This is a genomic window from Roseospira goensis, from assembly GCF_014197795.1.
In the GTDB taxonomy this organism is placed as follows: Bacteria; Pseudomonadota; Alphaproteobacteria; order Rhodospirillales; family Rhodospirillaceae; genus Rhodospira; species Rhodospira goensis.
Genome location: NZ_JACIGI010000001.1, coordinates 1 through 16,071 on the forward strand (window position 1 = coordinate 1; position 16,071 = coordinate 16,071).

The 16,071-nt window shown below is 67.7% G+C and carries 18 protein-coding genes and 1 pseudogene; 11 read left to right on the forward strand and 8 right to left on the reverse strand.

Features of this window, described 5'->3' with window-relative positions:
* The coding region (locus GGD88_RS00005; protein ID WP_184430788.1) for a transposase at positions 1–501 on the forward strand (501 nt) is incomplete at its 5' end.
* Here GGD88_RS00005 and GGD88_RS00010 read toward each other — a convergent pair.
* Positions 485–853 (reverse strand): annotated as a pseudogene (locus tag GGD88_RS00010) (IS5 family transposase); the annotation flags it as partial. The gene GGD88_RS00005 and the pseudogene GGD88_RS00010 overlap by 17 nt on opposite strands.
* Positions 854–931: 78 nt before the next feature.
* Here GGD88_RS00010 and GGD88_RS00015 point away from each other — a divergent pair.
* The 5 genes from GGD88_RS00015 to GGD88_RS00035 are packed head-to-tail and all read left to right on the forward strand — an operon-like array spanning position 932 to position 4,798.
* Positions 932–1,615, forward strand: coding sequence for a TrbL/VirB6 family protein (locus GGD88_RS00015; RefSeq protein WP_221236921.1), 684 nt, complete (start codon positions 932–934; stop codon positions 1,613–1,615).
* Positions 1,612–2,301 (forward strand): conjugal transfer protein TrbF, encoded by a 690-nt coding sequence (gene trbF / locus GGD88_RS00020; RefSeq protein ID WP_184430790.1) that lies wholly within the window; start codon positions 1,612–1,614, stop codon positions 2,299–2,301. Before GGD88_RS00015 ends, trbF begins: the two co-directional genes overlap by 4 nt.
* Positions 2,298–3,320: a P-type conjugative transfer protein TrbG gene (gene trbG, locus GGD88_RS00025; RefSeq protein WP_184430791.1), complete on the forward strand. Its 1,023-nt coding sequence runs from the start codon at positions 2,298–2,300 to the stop codon at positions 3,318–3,320. Before trbF ends, trbG begins: the two co-directional genes overlap by 4 nt.
* Positions 3,317–4,534: a TraB/TrbI/VirB10 family type IV secretion system protein gene (locus GGD88_RS00030; RefSeq protein WP_184430792.1), complete on the forward strand. Its 1,218-nt coding sequence runs from the start codon at positions 3,317–3,319 to the stop codon at positions 4,532–4,534. The genes trbG and GGD88_RS00030 overlap by 4 nt, the downstream gene beginning before the upstream one ends.
* 3 nt (positions 4,535–4,537) lie before the next feature.
* A complete protein-coding gene (locus GGD88_RS00035; RefSeq protein ID WP_184430793.1) occupies positions 4,538–4,798 on the forward strand; it encodes a DUF2274 domain-containing protein in 261 nt (86 codons plus the stop codon).
* Here the strand turns inward: GGD88_RS00035 and GGD88_RS19350 are convergent.
* Together GGD88_RS19350 and GGD88_RS00045 are read right to left on the reverse strand one after the other, a co-directional pair.
* Positions 4,707–5,702 (reverse strand): LysR family transcriptional regulator, encoded by a 996-nt coding sequence (locus tag GGD88_RS19350; protein WP_184430794.1) that lies wholly within the window; start codon positions 5,700–5,702, stop codon positions 4,707–4,709. The two genes, GGD88_RS00035 and GGD88_RS19350, sit on opposite strands and share 92 nt — an antisense overlap.
* A gap of 145 nt (positions 5,703–5,847) precedes the next feature.
* Entirely contained in the window at positions 5,848–7,020 is a 1,173-nt protein-coding gene (locus tag GGD88_RS00045; protein ID WP_184430795.1) for a benzoate/H(+) symporter BenE family transporter, read from the reverse strand.
* Between the two features lie 107 nt (positions 7,021–7,127).
* On the opposite strand from GGD88_RS00045, the gene GGD88_RS00050 reads away from it, so the two are divergent.
* A complete protein-coding gene (locus GGD88_RS00050; protein ID WP_184430967.1) occupies positions 7,128–7,778 on the forward strand; it encodes a GntR family transcriptional regulator in 651 nt (216 codons plus the stop codon).
* Positions 7,775–8,980, forward strand: coding sequence for an oxidoreductase (locus tag GGD88_RS00055; protein ID WP_184430796.1), 1,206 nt, complete (start codon positions 7,775–7,777; stop codon positions 8,978–8,980). The genes GGD88_RS00050 and GGD88_RS00055 overlap by 4 nt, the downstream gene beginning before the upstream one ends.
* 37 nt (positions 8,981–9,017) lie before the next feature.
* Here the strand turns inward: GGD88_RS00055 and GGD88_RS00060 are convergent, their stop codons facing one another.
* On the reverse strand, positions 9,018–9,869 hold the full coding sequence (locus GGD88_RS00060; protein WP_184430797.1) for a LysR family transcriptional regulator: 852 nt from the start codon (positions 9,867–9,869) through the stop codon (positions 9,018–9,020).
* Positions 9,870–9,948: 79 nt separating this feature from the next.
* On the opposite strand from GGD88_RS00060, the gene GGD88_RS00065 reads away from it, so the two are divergent.
* Together GGD88_RS00065 and GGD88_RS00070 are read left to right on the forward strand one after the other, a co-directional pair.
* Entirely contained in the window at positions 9,949–10,860 is a 912-nt protein-coding gene (locus GGD88_RS00065; protein WP_184430798.1) for a DMT family transporter, read from the forward strand.
* Positions 10,861–11,246: 386 nt separating this feature from the next.
* Positions 11,247–12,206 (forward strand): DMT family transporter, encoded by a 960-nt coding sequence (locus GGD88_RS00070; RefSeq protein WP_221236922.1) that lies wholly within the window; start codon positions 11,247–11,249, stop codon positions 12,204–12,206.
* Here GGD88_RS00070 and GGD88_RS00075 read toward each other — a convergent pair.
* The 4 genes from GGD88_RS00075 to GGD88_RS00090 form a co-directional block, all read right to left on the reverse strand.
* The gene (locus GGD88_RS00075) at positions 12,191–12,931 is read right to left on the reverse strand and encodes a TSUP family transporter (RefSeq protein ID WP_184430799.1); all 741 of its coding nucleotides are present in this window, start codon (positions 12,929–12,931) and stop codon (positions 12,191–12,193) included. The genes GGD88_RS00070 and GGD88_RS00075 overlap by 16 nt on opposite strands.
* Before the next feature lie 90 nt (positions 12,932–13,021).
* The gene (locus tag GGD88_RS00080; protein ID WP_184430800.1) at positions 13,022–13,726 is read right to left on the reverse strand and encodes an AraC family transcriptional regulator; all 705 of its coding nucleotides are present in this window, start codon (positions 13,724–13,726) and stop codon (positions 13,022–13,024) included.
* Between the two features lie 42 nt (positions 13,727–13,768).
* The gene (locus tag GGD88_RS00085) at positions 13,769–14,506 is read right to left on the reverse strand and encodes an MBL fold metallo-hydrolase (protein ID WP_184430801.1); all 738 of its coding nucleotides are present in this window, start codon (positions 14,504–14,506) and stop codon (positions 13,769–13,771) included.
* 55 nt (positions 14,507–14,561) lie between these two features.
* Positions 14,562–15,398, reverse strand: coding sequence for an EamA family transporter (locus GGD88_RS00090; protein ID WP_221236923.1), 837 nt, complete (start codon positions 15,396–15,398; stop codon positions 14,562–14,564).
* Between the two features lie 122 nt (positions 15,399–15,520).
* Between GGD88_RS00090 and GGD88_RS00095 the strand changes: the two genes are divergently transcribed.
* Positions 15,521–16,000: an Lrp/AsnC family transcriptional regulator gene (locus tag GGD88_RS00095; protein WP_184430802.1), complete on the forward strand. Its 480-nt coding sequence runs from the start codon at positions 15,521–15,523 to the stop codon at positions 15,998–16,000.
* The last annotated feature ends 71 nt before the right edge of the window (positions 16,001–16,071 follow it).

Here is a 16,071-nt window from a genome sequence, read left to right on the forward strand (position 1 = left end):
ATTGCCAAGTACGGCCGCGAGGTCATCGATCGGGTTCGTGTCGACGAGGCGAACCGGCTCCGCCACGACAAGAAAGCACGCAAAGTCGTCAAGACGGCGCGTTGGCTCCTCCTGCGGAATCGTGAAACCATAGGGCGCGAGGAGGATCATGTCCGGCTCAATGAACTACTGGCCGCCAATCAATCCCTCATGACGGTCTATGTCCTCAGGGACGAACTCAAGGGCCTGTGGCGACTGTCCTCGCCTGAAGCCGCCCGTACCGCCTGGAACGACTGGGCCAGAAAGGCGCGTGACAGCGCCATTCCGGCCCTGATGCGCTTCGCCACGCGCCTTGAGCCTTACCTCGCAGGCATCGCGGCCGCAACCGTCTGGCGCCTCAACACCAGCGTCCTCGAAGGCATCAACAACCGCATCAAGGTCATCAAGCGGATGGCCTACGGCTTCCGCGATGACGCCTACTTCTTCCTCAAGATCCGCGCCGCCTTCCCCGGAATTCCGTGATGAACCTGATTTTGAGCCCCCCTTTTGCGCCGCTCGCCTTCTGGTGAGCGCTGACGATGGTGCCATCGATGATCGCGTATTCGAAATCCGGCTCTCCAGAGAGTTCCTCGAACACCCGCTCGAAAACACCCGCCTTCGCCCACCGTCGGAAACGCTGGAACGTACTGTTCCAATTGCCGAAAACAGCCGGTAGATCGCGCCAAGGGGACCCCGTGCGCACCCGCCACATGACGGCTTCCAGAAACAAGCGGTTATCCGCCGCCGTCACGCCACAGTCCGTCGCCTTGCCAGGCAGCAGCGGCGCAACCCTCTCCCAAACCCTGTCCGTGATGACGAAACGCTCCGCATCCATTCTCAAGACCCCCGGTAAAAAGGATCTTGAATCATTTTTCGGTGCGGATGGGAATCCCCTGATTGTCAACGGGCCCTAGTGCTCGCGGTCATCGTTGGAATCGGCTCGACCATCTTCGGCGAGTTCACCGCCGGTTTCAGCGGCGAGCCGACCATCGAAGATGCCATGGCCGTGGTGCTCGCGGCGTTGTCACTCTTGGCCCTCGGGATCTTCGGCCCCGGCATTGCCAACGGCATCGTCTCGGGCGGACCGCAGCTTGGCGCCGGCGCCGCAGTGGGCACGGGTCTCGCAGCGGGCGGTCTCGCTGTGGGCGGCGCCATGGCGGGCGGCATCGCCGCCGGAGCCGTTGGAGCCAGCGCGCGTGGGGCGGCTTCCGTCGCCGGCGGCGCTTCGACCGCCTATCGCCTTGGCAGTTCCAGCGCTGGCGGCGGCGCATCCAGTGTCGCCGCCGGTCTCGCGAATGTCGGCAAGGCCGGGATGAGCGCTGCGGGAAGTCCCCTGCGCAAGGCTGCTGGCGCGATGAAGGAGAGCTATGAAAGCGGATCGCGGGCTGCGTTCACCGCGACCGGCGGCAAGTTCTCGAATGCGGCGGACATGCCGGCGTCCGCCCCAGGATCGTCAAATGGCGGCCCGCCCGCTTGGGCGCAGCGCCTCCGGCGACAGCAGACCCTCAATCACGGCGTCGCCACGGCTGCCCATGTCGTTCGCTCTGGCGACCATGGCGGAGCGGGCACGTCGGTCAGCCTCTCGGAGAAACCATGAGCCTCTTCAAACGCCCCAGCGTTCGCTACGCCACGAGCCCCGAGCCGGTCACGCCCTATCAGAAGGCAGCGCAAGCCTGGGACGAGCGCATCGGCTCGGCGCGGGTCCAGGCGCGCAACTGGCGGCTCATGGCCTTCTGCTGCCTCGCGCTCTCCGGCGGACTGGCCGGCGCGCTCGCCTGGCAATCGACGCAAGGGACGATCGTGCCCTACGTGGTCGAGGTGGATGACCTCGGGCAGGCCCAGGCTGTGGCGCCGGCGACCGCAGACTATCGGCCGACCGATCCCCAGATCGCTTTCCACCTGGCGCGCTTCATCGAAAACGTCCGGCAAGTCCCGGCCGATCCGATCGTGCTGCGCCAGAGTTGGCTGCGCGCCTACGACTTCACCACCGATCGCGGCGCGCTGGCGCTCAACGACTATGCGCGGGTCAACGATCCCTTCGCGCGGGTCGGTCAGACGCAGATCTCCGTCGAGGTCTCCAGCGTCATCCGCGCCTCCGACAACAGCTTCCGCGTCGCCTGGATCGAGCGGCGTTACCAGAACGGCCAACTCAGCCAGACCGAGCGCTGGACGGCGATCCTCACCATCGCGATCCAGCCGCCGCGCGACGCCGAGCGGCTGCGCAGCAATCCACTCGGCATTTTCGTTCACGCCATCAACTGGTCACGGGAGAGCGCACAATGAAAATCAAGACCCTTCACTCAGCGGCGCTTCCGGCGATCCTGCTTGCAGCAACAGTGCTGTCCGGATGTTCCACGTTCCGGCCGCCCCAGATCGACTATGACGAGCCACCCATCGAGGCGACGCTTCTGCCAGAACCCGCCCGTCCGGTCGAAGTGGTCGAGCGGCCCGTGCCTTTGCCGCTGCCGGGCCAGCTCATGCCCGTCGAGGACGGCGGACCGGTGCCCGAAGCCGGAGAGCCGCCCGAACGGATCGAGGAGGCCAACGCCGCCGCCCGCATCGAACCCGTCCGCGACGGTTTCATCAACGCGGTCCAGCTCTATCCCTACAGCGCCGGGGCGCTCTACCAGGTCTATTCCTCGCCTGGACAGGTCACCGACATCGCCTTGCAACCGGGCGAGAGCTTGGTCGGCAACGGCCCGATCGCGGCAGGCGACACGGCCCGCTGGATCATTGGCGACACGATCAGCGGCGCGGGCGACACGCAGCGCACGCACATCCTGGTCAAGCCGACCCGGCCCGATATCTTCACCAACCTCGTCATCAACACCGACCGGCGGACCTATCATCTGGAGCTTCGCGCGCATCCGAGCGCCTATATGGCGTCGGTCTCCTGGCGCTATCCGCAAGACGAGCTGATCGCGCTCCGGCGCGGCAACGCCGACGCCGAGGCCGCGCTGCCGATCGGGCGCGACGTCGCGCTCGACAATCTTCGCTTCCGCTACCGTATCGAAGGCGACCGACCACCCTGGCGGCCCCGCGGCGCCTTCGATGACGGCCGGCAGGTCTTCATCGAGTTCCCGCGCGGCATCGGCCAGGGCGAGATGCCGCCGCTCTTCATCATCGGACCGGAAGGCGAAGGCCAGCTCGTCAACTACCGCATCCGCCGCAATTACATCATCGTCGACCGGCTCGTCGCCGCCGCCGAACTGCGTCTCGGCGATCGTCAACAGGTGGTGCGCATCGTCCGCACCGATGGCGTTAGGCGCGCGCCAGCACGCCATGTCGGAGCGGACTCATGAGCGACCCAGGCGACGGCCGAGAGGAGAAGGAGATCCGGCCCGGTCCGCGTCCCGAGGCTGAGATCGCCGCCGAGCTGCGCCTGCGGCCCGATCCGCCGCGGGTCATGCGCCTCTCCCGCAGGACGCTCGGCATCCTCGCCGCGGCCGGCTGCTTGAGCCTCGGCGCGATCCTGATCGTCGCTCTGCAGGACCCGGAGCGCGGCGATGGACCGGCGGAGCTGTTCAACACCGAGCGCGTGCCGACCGCCGACGAGCTCTTGTCGCTGCCGGAGGATTACAGCCAGGTCCCGCAACTCGGCCCGCCACTCCCCGGCGAACTCGGACGCCCGGTTCTGGCGGCGCGCGAGCGCGGCGAGCCTGTGCCGGTCGCGCCCGTCGCACCCGGTCCCGCCATGGACCCGGAACAGCAGATACGCTTGCAGGAGCAGGAGGCGGCGCGCCTCAGTCGGCTGTTCCATGATGCGACCACCGCCGAGAGCGGAGGCCTTCTGGACGTCACAGCCCCGACAGGCCCGCAGATCGATCCGCAGACGGTGTTTCCGGCGCTCGCGCAGCCTGGGTCAGAACCGGATGCCGTGGAGAGGCGTCAAGCGTTTCTCGACCAGCCTGTCGATCGTCGCACCACAAGCGGCGAACGTCTCGTGGACCCAGCAAGCCCTTACGTGCTTCAGGCCGGCGCGGTGATCCCCGCCGCACTGGTGACCGGCCTGCGCTCCGATCTACCCGGTCAGATTACCGCCCAAGTGACGGAGCATATCTATGACAGCCCGACCGGGCGTTTCCTGTTGGTCCCGCAAGGCGCGCGGCTCATCGGCGAGTATGACAGCCGCGTCGCCTTCGGCCAGCGTCGCGTGCTCTTGGTCTGGACCCGGATGGTCCTGCCGAACGGGCGCTCAATCGTGCTCGAACGCCAGCCCGGCGCCGACGAAGCCGGCTACGGCGGTCTCGAAGACGGCGTCGACTATCATTGGGGTCAGCTTCTCCGCGCCGCCGGCCTCGCGACCATCCTCAACATCGGTCTGGAGTTTGGCCAGGACAATGACGACGAGATCGCCGAGGCGATCCGCGATGGCGCCCAGGACACGGTCGGCCGCGCCGGGGACGAGATCGTCCGCCGCCAACTCACCGTGCCGCCGACCCTGACCATCCGACCCGGATTCCCGGTGCGGGTCATGGTCACCCGCGACCTCATCCTCGAACCCTACGAAAGCTGATCGATGACGAAACTGAAGCTCGGACCCATTCCCGACGACAAACCGGTGAAGGTGGCCCTGGAACTGCCCGCCGACGTCCACCGCGACCTTGTCGCCTATGCCGACGCGCTCGCTCGCGAGACCGGCCAGACCCACGAGCCTGCAAAGCTGATAGCGCCCATGCTGGCGCGGTTCATGGCAACGGATCGGGCCTTTGCGAAGCGGCGGAAAGAGAAGCGGCAGCCTTCCGCGCCTCGATCCGCGCCAGGCTCACAAACCGCCTGAGCGCCGGGTTGTCATTGTCAGCGCGCCAGACGAGCGAAAACGGGATACGCTCATCCTCCTCACCGATCTCTCGGAACACGACCCCCGGATAGGTGACGCCGCACCAGTGTTCGGCTACGAGGCTGACGCCCAACCCGAGACCGACGAGATTGATTATCCCTTCTCGTCCAAGCCCGTGGCGCGTCACATTTGGGCGACGACCAAGGCCCGCCAGTCTCCGAATGATATAGTCATGGATTTCCGGGCCGGGATCAGCCGAACTCACCAAGAATGGAACGCTCTGAACGCTGTCCCATGACAGGCGTCCTTTTCTTGCCAGATCACTCTCCTCCGAAACGGCGACAAAGATCTTCTCTTTACTTATTTCAAGGCTCTCACCCACATCCGGAGAAAAGCCGCCTGCCGCCATCATTGCATCCAACCGGCGATCATTTAACAGCGTGAGCAGTTTACTTCTTTCGGTCTCAACGGCTCTGATATCAACGCGGGGGTGCTGCGCCACGAATTCCGCAAGGATGTCTCGCATGACGCCGCATGACAGCGAGGCGACCAACCCTAGTCTCAGTACACCCTTGCACCCTGCGCCTGCCGAGCGCGCCATTTCCACAACGGAGTACAATTCCTGGAGAATGAAGTGGGCGTGCTCAGCAAACGCCCACCCTGTTGCGGTGAGCCGGACACCGGAAGAGTGCCTCTCGAACAGCGAGACTCCAAGATGATCTTCGAGGTATCCGATGCGGCGTGATACGGCGGGTTGTCCGACAGCGAGCCCTATTGCGGCTTTTCTCAAACTCCGGCATTCCGCAACACGAAGAAACGTTTCCAGTTCAACTGGACTGGGCGCGATACACGTCCGAGAACGTACAGGACCTCTCGATCTCGAAGAACCGTCTTCTTCAGCCATGCAAGCGTTCCGATCGCATCTCACTGACAAGCACTGTAAGTTGCCAAACGTGAGCAGAATGGTGATTCAGCATCGTGCACTCCCTTTGAGAGCCGCCGGGCCGGCTTGATGAAATGGATCGGCAGTCGCCAATGCCCGCCTGCGCCTACCGGGTGATCTCCCTGCGCTGGTGCGGCCTGTCCTTCTTCGCCCGTCTCGCGCCTTCGAGCGCCAGCCCCGCCAACAGCCCCCAGAAGGCGGCGCCGATGCCCAGCAGCGTCAGTCCCGATGCCGTCACGACGAAGGTGGCGACGGCGGCAAAGGCCTCGTCACCGTGTGATACGGCCACCGACAGCGCGCCGATGAAGGGCCCCGTCAGGGCAAGGCCGGCCAGGATCAGGATCAGCTCGGCCGGAAAGGCGGCGAAGAGCGCGACCACCGACGCGGCAATGGCCGCCAGCACGAGATAACCTCCGGCATAGACGATCCCGCCGAGCCATCGCTTGGCTGGATCGGGATGGGCGTCGGGACCGGTGCAGATCGAGGCGGTGATCGCGGCCAGTGACGTGGTGTGGGCGCCGAACGGGGCGCTCACAAGCGAGGCAAGCCCGGTGGCGCCAAGGATCGACTGGACGGGCGGATCGTAGCCGTCCGCGCGCAGCACTGCGAAGCCCGGCAGGTTCTGCGAGGCCATGGTGACGATGTAGAGCGGCAGGGCGAGCCCGATCAGGGCCGCCGCGTCGAAGCGCGGCGTGGTCCAGACGAGCTCAGACAGGACCGGCGCGGGCAGCGGGTCGTTGAGACCGAAGGCGAGCGCCGTTCCGAAGCCAATGACAAGCGCGCCGATCACCGCCCAGCTTGGCGACCACAGCCGCGCGCTCACGAAGACCAGGATCATCGGCACGCCGATCAGCGGCAGGTCGACCGACCGGGTCACAGCACCCATGACGAAGTCGAACAGCACGCCCGCCAGCACGGCGGTCGCAAGCGACGTCGGGATGCGGCGCACAAGTTCGCCCAAAGGGCGGACCAGCGCCGTCAGGACGATCAGCACGGCACAGGCGGCAAACGCACCGACCGCTTCGGCGAAGCCGATGCCTGACGAGGTGGCGACCAGTGCTGCACCCGGGGTCGACCAGGCCAGCACGATCGGCATCCGGTGGCGGGTGCTGAGATAGCCCGACGCGATGGCCTTCGCCAGACAGACCGCCGCAAGCCACGACGAGGTGGCGGCCGCCGATGCCCCGACGGCCTCGGCGGCGGCGATGACGATGGCGACCGACCCGCCGAAACCGACGATGACGGCGACAAGGGCCGAGACGATAAGAGACAGGCGCATGACGCTCCTTTGCATCCATCCATGTATTTTGGATACATTTTTCTGATATGGATGTTAAGTCAACCATGCTTTATGTCTGGAAGGCAAAGCGAAGGGCGAAACACGGCATGAGCGACAGGCAGCAGCGCGGCGCGCAGGCCGCCGAGATCGCCGAGCGCCTGCGCGACGAGATCGTCTCGGGCGCGATCGAGGGCGGCGCGCGGCTCGGTCAGGACGCGCTCGCCGCGCGGTTCGGCGTCAGCCGCATGCCGGTGCGCGAGGCCTTGCGCCTTCTGGAGGCGCAGGGGCTTGTCGATGTGCCGCCGAACCGTTCGGCCATCGTCGCGCGGCTGAGCAAGGACGATCTGCTCGATATTTTCGACATGCGCGCGGCGGCCGAACCGCTGGCGCTCGGGCTCGCCCTGCCGCATCTCACCAATGCCCGGATCGACCGCGCCGCCGAGATCCAGCGCGACATCGAGAACGCGCCGCTCGACCGGTTCGGCGATCTCAATGCCGCCTTCCACCGAACGCTGCATGCGCCCTGCGGCCGACCGCGCCTTCTGGCCCATATCGAGAGCCTCAATGCGCTCGCCGACCGCTATCTGCGGCTCGCCATCGGCACGATGGACCATCAGGGCCCGTCCGACGCCGAACACCGCGATCTGCTGGAAGCCTGCCGCGCCCGCGACGAGGCCAGGGCCCGCGCGATCCTGACCGCCCACATCGTGCGGGCGCGTGACGCGCTCGCCGCGGCTTTCGAGGACGCATCCTCGTGACGGATTTCGACGATCAAGACACTCAGACCTCGTTCCGACCCCTCACGCTGCCCTGCGGCGCGGTTCTGAAGACGCGCATCGCCAAGGCGGCGATGTCGGATTCGCTCGGCGACGGGCGCGGCGCGCCGACGAACGCGCAGATACGCCTCTATGAGCGCTGGGCCGAAGGTGGCGCGGCGCTGTCGATCGTCGGCGAGGTGCAGGGCGATCCGCGCTTCGCCGAAAGACCGGGCAATCTCGTGCTGGCGCCGGACATGGACGACGCGCGTCTTGCCGAACTCGCCCGGCGCGGCGGCGGCAATGGGTGCGCCTTGTTCGTCCAACTCGGCCATGCCGGCGCCATGGCGCATCCGCCGATCTCCACCCCGAAGGGACCCTCGGCGCTCGACCTGCCGGGCCTGACGTGCGAAGCCATGACGCCGGCCGAGATAGAAGCCCTGCCGGCCGGCTTCGCGCGCGCCGCCGCCTTGGCGCGAAGCGTTGGGTTTGCCGGCGTGCAGATCCATGCCGCGCACGGCTTCCTCTTCAGCCAGTTCCTGTCGCCGCTGTTCAACCGGCGCACGGACGGCTGGGGCGGATCGCTCGCCAATCGCATGCGCGTGCTTGTTGAGACCATCGCCGCGGTGCGCGCGGCGGTGGGGCCGGACTTTCCCGTCGCGCTCAAGCTCAACGCCACAGACCAGCTCGACGGCGGGCTGACCGAGGCCGAGGCGCTCGACATCATCGCCGCGCTAAACGGCGCAGGCCTCGATCTGATCGATATCAGCGGCGGCACCTATTTCCCCGGCGCGCCGTCGGCCTCGGATCGGCGCACGAGCGGCCCCTATTTCATCGATTTCGCCAGGCGGGCACGGGCCAGGACGACCGTGCCGCTGATGGTCACCGGCGGCTTCAAGCGCCGTGCCGAGGCCGTCGCGGCGGTGACAAGCGGGGCGGCCGACATGGTCGGCCTCGCCCGCGCGCTGGTTCTCGACCCGGACCTGCCGAACCGGTGGCGCACGGCGGCCGGCGGTGATCCGGCCTTCCCGCGTTTCGCCTCGCCCCCCGAGGGCGGCGTCACCGCCTGGTACACGATGCGGCTGACGGCGCTCGGCGAGGATCGCGCGCCAGACGACACGCCAGACGCGCATGCCGCACTCGCCGCCTACGAGACCCGCGATGCGGAACGGGTGGCGGTCTGGAACGCTCGGTTTGCCCGATGAGGCAGGGGCGCCGCTCTCCGTTGCCGGGCGGACGCGATCACGTGCAGCGTCGCGCCCAGTTGTGCAGGCGCTTGATCGGCGGTGCGGCCCGGTCCGTTCGGCGCGACAGCAAATGATAGGTGGCGCCGCCCGGCGCGGGTCGTCGGGCCAGGACGCGCAGCGCCGGCCGGTCGCCGACATTGCAGGCGCGCACGCTGGCGATACCGTGGCCGAGTTCGGCCGCCCGCAGGCTGGCCGCATCATCGCTCACGCGCGGGCCCCAGGTGACGTCATCGGGCGGGACGCCCAGCGCGTCGAGCCAGACCGGCCACTCGTCGAGGCCCGGCTGACGGATCAGCGGCTGGCTGCGCAGCAATGCGGCCGTGTCGTCTGTTGCATGAGCGGTCGCCACGACCAGCGCGATCTGAGAGGGCACCAGCGGCGTCGCCATCAGCTCGTCGCCAAACGATGCGCCGTAGCGAATGGCGATGTCGGACGCCCTCCAGCCGCGCGTCTCCTCGAAGGGCGTCGCCGCCGTGACGAGGTCGAGTGTGAACGGCTCGGCCAGCGCCCGAATCGTCTTCAGCCTTGGCATCAGCCAGGCATCGGCGAAGGCGGGCGTGGCATGCAGGCGCAAGGCCCGATCGCGCCGGCCGGGCGCCAGCACGTCCTCGATCGCGTCGAGATGCGCACCCACCTGCTCAAACAGGGCAAGGCCGTCGCTCGTCGGCACGAGCTTGCGGCCGCGCCGGGTCACAAGCCTGCGCCCGAGATGCGTCTCAAGGGCGGCGATGCGCTGGCTGACCGCGCCGGGCGTCACGTTCAGCCGCTCGGCGGCCTCGGCCGCGCTCGCCCCCCGCGCGATCTCCGCAAAGGTCCTGAGGGCGTCGAAGGGCAGGCGCGAGGTCATGGTGGCGATTTAGTTCCGCTAAATCCGGCGTCGAGCCCTATCGCTTGTCCGGGGCCGGATCGCAGCCGAGATGGGACGCATGTCCGATCCGCGCACACCGCTCACCCTGTCTTCGGCCTTCCTGCTTGTCGGCATCTTCGCCGCCTTCGGCGCGCAGCAGACAGCCGTCAAGCTCGCCGTCGCCGATATCGGGCCGATCGCGCAGGCGGCGCTTCGTTCGGCCGGCGGCGCGGCGCTGCTCGCCCTCTGGTTCGTCCTGCGTCGGACGAATCCCTTCGCCGCACCCTTCGCGCTGTCGGTCCTGCTCGGCGTGCTTTTCGCCGTGGATTTCGGCCTGCTCTATGTCGGCATCGCGCTGACGTCTGCCAGCCACGCGACGGTGCTCTATTACACCGCGCCGATGATGATCGCGCTCGCGGCCATGACAGCGATTGCCGACGAGCCCTTCGATGGCGGCAAGATCGCCGGCATCGCCATCGCCTTTGTGGGCGTCGCCATCGTCGCGCTGGTGCGCCCGGCCGGCGGTGCGGGCGGCGCGTCGCTTGTCGGCGATCTGTTGTGCCTTGGCGCCGCGGCGGCCTGGGCGCTGACCGTGCTGGTCATCCGGGCCACGCGGCTCAAGACCGTCGACGCCTCGGTCGTGCTGTTTCATCAACTCTTCTGGTCAGTGCCGCTGCTGGCGGCGACGGCTTTTGTCTGGGGCGATGCGACCCTCCGCTGGAGCGCCACGGCGCTCGGATCGCTCGCCTTCCAGACCATCGCCGTGGCCTTCATCGGCTATCTCGTCTTCTTCCGGCTGATCCAGCTTCATCCGGCCTCGCAGGTCTCGGCGATGAGCTTCCTGGCGCCGCTGTTCGGCGTTCTCAGCGCCTGGGCGATCCTCGGCGAGAGGCTGACGCCGGGCTTTGCGATCGGCGCCGGCGCGATCCTGGTCGGGCTTTACCTGACGAACCGCGCTCGTCGGAACGTGCCTTGCCCACGCTCCCCATGAAGGGGATTCAGCCGCAATAGCCCAGGCATGACACACCGCCACAGCCCAATCCTTGCCGCTTGTCCACGACCGCAAGCCCTTGCAGCGCGCGACATGCACCGCACGGAATACGGGTTGCAATAATAAGGCAATTCATGGGTTTATCCTTCGATAGGAAGGCTTGTGATATCCAGCGTGTCGGCTTGCCTCTTTAAGAAACGCCGGTTTGTCTTCATGCTGCCAGCTATGGAAAATAAGAAGACCGAATTCTCGCCGTCATCATTATCTGCTCTCAACGGCGGCGTAACGGCCCTGCCTCTTCACGCTTCGCGCGGTGTCGGCGCAGGCGCCAAGTCTCTGCCACCTTGCGCGGCAGCGAGCAGGTCCTCGGCGAGGATCAGCGGTGCATGGCGCTCGCACTGTCGATGAGTTCACCCAGCCGCACCGAGCACGTCCCGTCCGTCCCTGCTCTCGGCGCCGTGCTGTTGGTCGCGGTGGCGGCCGCGCTGTGGGGCACGGTCGGCGTCGCCTCGAAGCTGCTCTACGGCACCACCGAGATCTCGCCGGTCTTCGTCGGCTTCGTGCGGCTGGCGCTCGCCTCGCCGCTGCTCCTGATCCTGTCGCTTGCCACCGTCGGCCGGCGCACCTTCGCCTTCGCCGGCCGGGAACTGGGCGCGATCGTCATGATCGGCGTCTCGATGGCGCTCTATCAGCTGTTCTACTTCACCGCCGTGGCGACCACCGGGGTCGCCATCGCAACCCTCGTGACGATCTGCACCGCGCCGCTGATGGTGGCGCTGCTTGCCGGCCTTTTTCTGGGCGAGCGGCTGACCGCGCCGGTGATCGGCGCGCTCGCGATCGGCATCGCCGGCACCGCGATGCTGGTCGGCGTGCCGTCCGATGTCGGGGTTACGCAGGCGGCCGTCCTTGCCGGCACCGGCTGGGCGCTCGGCTCGGCCGTCAGTTTCGCGGTCTTCACCCTGTTCAGCCGCGTGCTGGCGCCGCGCCATCACCCGTTCACGCTGATCGGCATCGGCCTCGGCGCCGGCGCGCTGATGTTGCTGCCCGTTGCCCTGATCCATCTGCCCGCATCGGTCCCGGCGGAGGGGCTGTGGCTGCTGCTCTATATCGGGCTGGTGCCGACGGGCTTTGCCTATGTCGTCTTCTTTGCCGGCATGAAGCGGACCGGCGCGACGGTCGCCAGTATCGCCGCGCTGACCGAGCCGCTGACGGCGACGCTTCTGGCCTGGCTCATGTTCGACGAGCGGCTCGGCGCCCTCGGCCTGATCGGCGCGGCCCTGCTGGTCGGCGCCATGGTGCTGCTGACGCGGACCACGCGCCGCACAGCCGCTCAGGCCGCGAAATAGAACACGCTGAGCCCGAGGCCGGTCAGCACCACCACCGTTTTGAGCGCGTGCGCCGGAATGTGGCGGGCCGCGCGGGCGCCGAAATAGCCGCCCGCAAGGGCCCCCGCAAGCACGGCGAGGGTCTGCGGCCAGGCAACGATCCCGGCGGCGGAAAAGGTGACGACGGAAAGCGTCGTGACGAGGGTGGCGAGCAGGTTCTTCTGGGCGTTGGCCATCTGCATGTCGCGCACGCCGACAATCGTCAGCGCCGCCATCAGCAGGATCCCGAGCCCGGCGCCGAAATAGCCGCCATAGACCGCGAAGACGAACTCGACGAGAAGCCCCCGCGCGGGCCGGTCGTGAAGGTCCCGGGCAAGGCTCTGGAGCCGGCCGGCACAGGCGAAGAGCACGGTCGCGAACAAGAGAAGCCACGGCACCAGCCCCTCAAACAGCGCGCGCCCGGTGCCGAGCAGGAGCAGCGCCCCAGCGAGGCCACCGACGCCCACCACGAGACAGCGCCCGATCAGCGCCCGGCCGCTTGCGCGCAGTTCCGCGCGATAGGCGGGCACGGCGGCGGCATGGCCGGGATAGATCGCCACCGCGTTCGACGCATTGGCGACGAGCGGATCGAGCCCCGAGGCGATCAGCGCCGGGAAGGTGAAGAACGTCCCGCCCCCGGCAATGGCGTTGGCGCCACCCCCGAGCAGGCCCGCAGCAAAAAGCATGAGAACGATCGACAGGTCCACGCACGGCCTCCTTTCGGGACCGATCGATGGGCCGAACGAAGAGCGGCTGTCTTGAACGAAAGTGACGGGGTACGGGGTGCGGTCGGAGTCTCAGGCGACCATGGCGCGCCGATAGGCGGCGGGCGTCGTGCCGAAGCAGAGGCGGAACTGGCGCGTCAGGTGGGCCTGATCGGCAAAGCCGAGGGCGGCGGCAACATCGGCCGGCGCATGGCCCGCGCACAGCATCCGGCGGGCGCGGTTCGCCCGCGCCGTGACCTCGGCCGCATAGGGCGTGATCCCCGTGGCGCGCTTGGTCCGGCGGATATGCCAGGCGGCCGAGCGCGCGGCCTCCGTCCCGGAATCCGGCGCGCCGCACGCCGGCTGGCGCAGGCCTATGCGACCGTTTGCCATGGCGTGCGCGAGGAGGCCCGAAGCATCGATGGCGCGACCGGGCCCGCCGGCGCACCCGATCAGCCCGTCCGGGAGGGGGGCGACGAGGACATCCTCGGGTTCCGCGCCGATGGCGCCCGTCGGAAGATAGAGGTTGAAGCCCGCCCAGTCCCCCGTCTCTCCGGCACGGCCGCCGCGATCGCGATGGGCGACGCGGGCCGGCACGACCAGCATCGCGCCGGCCGGCACGTCGACGGGCGCCCCCGCGACCTCGAACGACCGGCAGCCGCGCGTGACGACGGCGATCTGCACCTCGTCATGGAAATGCGCGCGGCCGATGCCCCGTGCCCCGCCATCGGGCCGGCCGAGTTCGAGCCCGGCCCATCGCCGATAGAGCCAGGCGCCTCGCGTCTTCGTTTCCGCCATGCACGCTCCTTGCATGCTCAGGGCAACCGACCGTCCACACGATCACAGGACGATCGTCTTCCCATCCTCGGCTGTCTCATATGGCAGATCGGCCAGACGGGCGAGCATGTCCTCGCTCATATGCGTCAGGATCAAGCACTTCGGCGCGATTCGCGGCAGGTTGTCCTCCAGCGTCCTGAGATCGAGATGCAGCGGCACCTTCTTGTCGAAGGTATAGGCCTCGGCGATCAGAAGGTCGGCCTCCCGGCCGATTTCGATGAGGGCCTCCGTCCACTCGGTATCGCCCGTATAGGCGAGCACGCGGTCGCCCACCGCGAACCGGTAGGCCAGGAACGGCCCCTCCGGCCGGCCGTGGCGGACGAGCTCGGCCCGCGCGACGATGCCGCCGAATGCCGTCTCTTGTCCGGGTGCGATCTCGATCAGGTCGATCCCGAACGCGCGCCGCGCCCCGAACGAGCCGGGAAAGGTCGTCTCCATGACCCGCTCGACCCAGGCCTTGAGGCCCGGCGGCCCGACGATCGTCAGCGGCTCCCTCCGCTTCGAAAAGAACTGCGCATCCAGGATGAAATAGGGAATGCCGCCGAAATGATCGCCGTGGAAATGGGTGATGAAGATCGTCCCGATCGCGTTGCGGTCGATGCCGGCGCGCTTGAGCGCGATCATCGACGATGCGCCGCAATCGATGAGAAAGCTGCCTGCCGCCGTCTCGACATGGAAACAGGTCTGGAAGCGGCCGCCGCTGCCGAAGGCATCTCCGGATCCGACAAAGGTGAGCTTCATGACAGGGCCCTCGTGCTCCGGTCGCGCCCGGCCGCTGCCGTTGTCTCTCGCCCGCTCATGGCCCTCTCCGGACCCGAGCCTTCAGGCACACCATCATCGCCGCGAAGACGATGACGGCTGAGGCGAGCGCGGTCGTCGTGATCTCCTCGCCGAGAAAGAGCGCCAGAAGCAGGGCGAAGGAGGCGCGCGGCAGCCGCGCCATGGCGAGCTGGTCGCAAACATAGGGGATGACGGACGAGGTGACGCCGATCCCGGCCAGGACGATCAACGGCATGCCGAAGGCGCGGGCAGCTTCCAGAAAACCGATCGGCATCAGAAGGACGAAGGCGATCGCCATGGCCGCGCCGAGCCGCTCGATGCCGCCGCCCGCGCCCGTTTCGGCCGCTCTGTGCCCGAGGACGATATAGCCGGTGAAAAGGGCGGCGTTCAGCGCCGCCCAGAACAGGCCGAGCGGGTCGGCCGCCCATGCGACGTCGATCAGCAGGACGATGCCGAGCGCGGCAAGTGCGAGCGCCAGAAGGTTCCGCCCGGTTCTGAGGCCGTAAAGCGCGACGATGAGCGTTCCGAGGAACTCGATCGCCGCAACGAGGCTCATGGGCAGCCGGTCGAGCGCAAGATAGAAGGCGGTGTTCATAGCGGCGAGGCAGACGCCGAGACCGAGCAGCAGGAGCCGCGTGCGTCCGTCCGCGTCGCGCAGGGTCCGCCATGGCCGGGTCAGAGGCGCGAGGACAAGCGCCGCGGTCGCGATCCGGAACCAGGCGATGCCGAGCACGCCGACGACGGGGAACAGAAGCACGGCGAAAGCAGGACCGAGATAGCGCGAGACCGCGCTGACGCCGAACCATGCGTGCGGCGGCACCGCATTGGCGGCGCGGTCGAGCCCGGGGGACATTGACAGCGCGGATACCGCTCGCGAGCCTTTCATTCCATCGAGTATGAAGGGCGACCGTACCTTTTCACAGTATCGAACGATGCTATGATGAGCTTGAATCGAATTAATCAAAGGCAAAAACCATGAAGCGCCTTAGATATCAAAACGGTCCACTCGACGCGATCGACCAGAAGATCCTGACCCTGCTTGTCGAAAACGCCCGCACCACCACCGCCGACCTGGCGCGCGCGGTGGGGCTTTCCGCGCCGAGCGTCGCCGAGCGGGTCCGGCGGCTGGAAGAGGCCGGCGTGATCGGCGGCTACACCGCCGAGATCGCACCGGGCGCCATCGGCCTGCCGATCTCGGTCTGGCTGCGCATCCGCCCCGTACCCGGCCAGTTGGAGAAAGTCGTCGAGATCATCCGGGGCATCCCGGAAATCACCGAGTGCGACCGGGTGACGGGCGAGGATTGCTTTCTGGCCCGCGCGCATCTTGCCTCCGTCGCCGAGATGGAGCGGATCATCGACCGGATCATCCCGCACGCGATGACCAACACTTCGGTCATCCAGTCCTCGCCGGTGAAGCGCCGCCTTCCGCCTTTGCCGAACGGGCCGACCCGATGACGGCCGGGCGAGACAGTCGGCGGTTCGTTGCGTGGACATTCTCAAGCGGCGACCAGCGCCAGCCCGACCGA